The organism is Armatimonas sp., assembly GCF_043760365.1.
Classification (GTDB): Bacteria; Armatimonadota; Armatimonadia; order Armatimonadales; family Armatimonadaceae; genus Armatimonas.
Genome location: NZ_JAYUPA010000731.1, coordinates 1 through 3,577, shown reverse-complemented (window position 1 = coordinate 3,577; position 3,577 = coordinate 1). Strand labels below are relative to the sequence as shown.

The window sequence follows — 3,577 nt, the reverse complement described above, 5'->3', positions numbered from 1 at the left end:
CGGCCTGGACGCGCTCCAGAATTGGATGATTTCTCTGTGTAGAACTATCAAGGAATGTCAGAGAGAGAAGGCGATACAATTTTTGTCCTGTACTTAGCTGTAAAAGTATACGTGGCTCCTCCGCTGCCTCCAACCGTTTTCTCAAGACTCGCTGTTCGGGAAACCACATGCGAAAGGTGCAGATCCCTTGCTCTGTCAAGTTCCTTGGTATTGGCGTCATTAATTTCTCGCTCAAGCTGTTCCCATTTGCGAATCTGATCAATGATTTTCTGAAGATCACGTGGAATAATCGGTAGTACTAACCGGTTAGTGATCGTCGGGAACGTCGGAGTTTTCAACTCAGGCAAGCTAGGACATGGTTGTAGTCTCGAGTAATCGGGCTCAGGTAGCACGACTTTTGAGAGTAGGTATTCGCGGCTCGTAGGCTGGAGAGTGTTTCCAACAGGATCACAGAGGGGCAACTCCCATACCTGCATAGCTGCTTCAATACCCAATTCGACGCAGATGGGCACTGCGTCTTTCTCAATTCTCTGAATCGTCGCAGCAGCCATACTACCGGAGATCGTCCGAGCATCTTTCTCGCTCAGTTGGAAAAAGACCTGAAGACAGGCATTTCCAAGCAAAGCGTCCAGCAGAGGAGGAGAGACCTTGGTAAAGTGCTGAGTTGCCACCATTAATCGGAGTCCCTGCGAGCGTGAGTAGGTGATCATATCCGATAAGGCTTCACCTAAAAACTTTTCTTGCATCCCCAGTTCATCCAAAACCAGTACCACCGGCACCCCCATTGTTGACTTTGCTTTCATTGCTGTCAGAAAGGTCATGTAGGCGATCAGGGTGCTGATGATGCGAGCGCCTTCGGGTAAAAGAGTGCTCAAATCCAGATGGGCAATCAGCATTTTCTGCTTTCGCCAGAAATCGCCTAGGTCCAGTGTATTGCGGTTCGAACAGAGTAAGGCAGAGATGAAAGGAATTTGTAAGACATCATTGAGACGTGTGGTAACTGCACGAACGGATTCATCTCGCCCCGAAATCGGCCAGGTACTGAAGTCGTTTCGGAAGAATCGAACCGACTGACGATAGGACTTCGAATCTTCTTTAGGCAGGGTTTCCAGCAGTGCCTCGCGATAACGATCCATGGTAAGAAAATCACTACATTCGGCTAAAGAGAGACGATGTGCCGCCATCACGTTGAGAACATTAGTAAGAATGGCAACCATCCGTGGTCCCCACCCCTCGCCAAGAATCATCAGAATCTCTTTGGTGATGCGTGCGGCAATGTCTGCGGCATCTTTTCCAAGAAAGGGATTCCACCCAGGAATGGAAGAGTGGACATCTCTCGGGGTTAACAAAATAACATCTTCTGGAGATAGCCCCGCCTCCACCGCACAGGAAACCATATCCTCAACCGCACTCGGCTTGGGGTCTATCACAATTACGGAGCAGCCCGCCCTGATCTGATCGGTGAGTAAGTGCCGGATGAGACGACTCTTACCAAACCCAGTTCCTCCAAAGACACAGGCATGTCTTTCCAAGGCCCAAGCACTTGCCACAACAGGCTGCTGGACAGGGATACCCTGTAGCAAAACGTCCGCCGCCAATCGGAGGTTATGTGCTTTCTTGAGGCGATCAGCCCGTTCCGCTTGGATATCTTTTCGATAGAGTTTACTAAATGCCCGTGTTCGTGCGTTCTCCCGTCCGGTGTCGCGGGCTAGTAGTCGCTCTTGAGCGCGTCCTCCAGCGCGGATCTGACGAACCTGCTGAAGTAAGGATCTGCGCTCTACCGCATCCTCGGTAACAGCTGCCAGGCGCTCCAATTCATCGGCTTCACTGGTATCTGCCCAATAACTCGCTGTCGATTGATTGTTGTCCCAGGTGAGGGCGATATCCTCATTGATCTCAGCTCCCACCTCTTCTTGAACCTGTTGCTCAATGATCTCAGCTTGGTCATAGAACCTGTCAGCCAGAAAGCCGCCACAGCCAGGCAGGGCGACCAGATTGACGAGACCAAGCTCGGAGTACTCCATAGATTGTTCACCAACCTCGGTTCCGATCAGGATAGAATCATGATTCATTACGGGCCTCACCTTTCACGAAGCGGCGGGGAATCTCGCCACATCTGAACACGTCCGCAGTCCGTGGCACGCCTCCCCGCGGCATCTCACGGCGTGCCGCGCAATCGAAGGAAGATACGACGGATCGGATGAGGGACTGAGTCGAAGAGGACGAATGCTGAAGGCGATTGCGCGAGCAGAGCCTGAGGCATGAGGAGTCTGAGACGAAAGAGCGAATCAGAGACGGAGTATCAGACTGAGAGTTACAGGTATCCAAACCAAACATTCTCCCTTCAGAATGTCCTATTCCGCGTCCGACCAGGATTCTCCTTCGTTTCGACTACTGATTCGGACACAGGTTTGGACATTTTAATAGCGCCCCTAACGCACAAAGTCAGTGGGACGATGACATCGTCCCACTGACTTTGTCGTGTTCAAAGAGGAGCTAGAGCAAGCGCTTGCGGCGCTCCTCGCGTTTGCTTCCCATGATGTTTTTCACGACAGCTACACTGGCATGGGCCTCCCGAACGAAGTCGGGATCGAGCTTGGTATAGATCAGTGTGGTCTTAGTTTCTTTGTGCCCCGCGATCTGTTGCGCTGCCAGGAGATTGAACTTTGCGAGCCGGTTTAGCGAGTAGCGTCGCAGGGAGTGAAGTGTGATCTGATCCGTTAAGCCCACCCACTGAAGTGTATTCTTGAGCACCTTCAGAAAGCGGCCCTCGTCCATCCGGGTGCCGTACTCCGTGATGAAGAGCCAGCCTTCGTCTTTCGTTTGTCCTGCCATGAGCTTGCTGCGAATCTTGAGCCAGGTGGTGAGTGTTTTCGCCCACTCGGAGCTAACCGGTATGAACCGAGGCTCACGTCCCTTACTCTCACGAATGGTGATTGCTCGCTCGCTCGCTCGGTAGTCCTCAACCTTCAGGTTGAGCATCTCCCCGATACGCGCAGCGGTATCAAGCAAGCCGATCAGGACGGCGTAGTTGCGATCCCGGTGAAAGATGCGCCGCGTGGGAGATTGGAAGCGCGAGCCGGGATTCTTCTCCGGGTTCCAGTAGTCCAGCGTTGCGGGTAGAAGCTTTGCCATGTCCTCGTCAGTCGGCATGTACTTCATGGGCTTGGGAGCATTGCGTACCTCGTACTCGGCGAGGTTGCTACGCTCGATGAGATCGTTTTTCGCACACCAGGCGAAGAAGACTTTGGTACAGAGCGCGTCGTGCCTTAGCGTAATCGGCTTGCGTCCAAGCTTGATGCGCTCCGCCAAGAAGCGATCCAGGTGTCGTTTCCCGAAGGCAGTTAAGGGGATGTCATTGGCCTGAGCCCAGCGGGCTACGCCAAGAAGTTGCACTTCATAGAAGCGCACGGTTTTAGCTGCGCGAGAGGCTTGGAGGTGGAGTGAGAACTCCCTTTGTGCCTCTTCCCAGGTTATGGTGTTGAAAGCGTCCGCCATCTGATTCACCTTTACTTGTAGCTTACTTCAGGTATAGCAACAAGTGATAGTAGATGTCAACGCTGTGAATGAAAACGGC

Annotated in this window: 2 protein-coding genes; both read right to left on the bottom strand. The window is 52.6% G+C overall.

Annotated elements, in window-relative coordinates; all coding sequences use genetic code 11:
• Positions 1–47: 47 nt before the first annotated feature.
• Positions 48–2,072 (bottom strand): helicase HerA domain-containing protein, encoded by a 2,025-nt coding sequence (locus tag ACH2EH_RS17265; protein WP_395143513.1) that lies wholly within the window; start codon positions 2,070–2,072, stop codon positions 48–50.
• A gap of 424 nt (positions 2,073–2,496) precedes the next feature.
• Positions 2,497–3,498 (bottom strand): tyrosine-type recombinase/integrase, encoded by a 1,002-nt coding sequence (locus tag ACH2EH_RS17260; protein WP_395143511.1) that lies wholly within the window; start codon positions 3,496–3,498, stop codon positions 2,497–2,499.
• Positions 3,499–3,577 lie beyond the last annotated feature (79 nt).

What these genes read in the sequence shown, in the direction of transcription:
- ACH2EH_RS17265 (WP_395143513.1), bottom strand. Translation starts at nt 2,072, where the DNA reads ATGAATCATGATTCTATCCTGATCGGAACCGAGGTTGGTGAACAATCT.
- ACH2EH_RS17260 (WP_395143511.1), bottom strand. Translation starts at nt 3,498, where the DNA reads ATGGCGGACGCTTTCAACACCATAACCTGGGAAGAGGCACAAAGGGAG.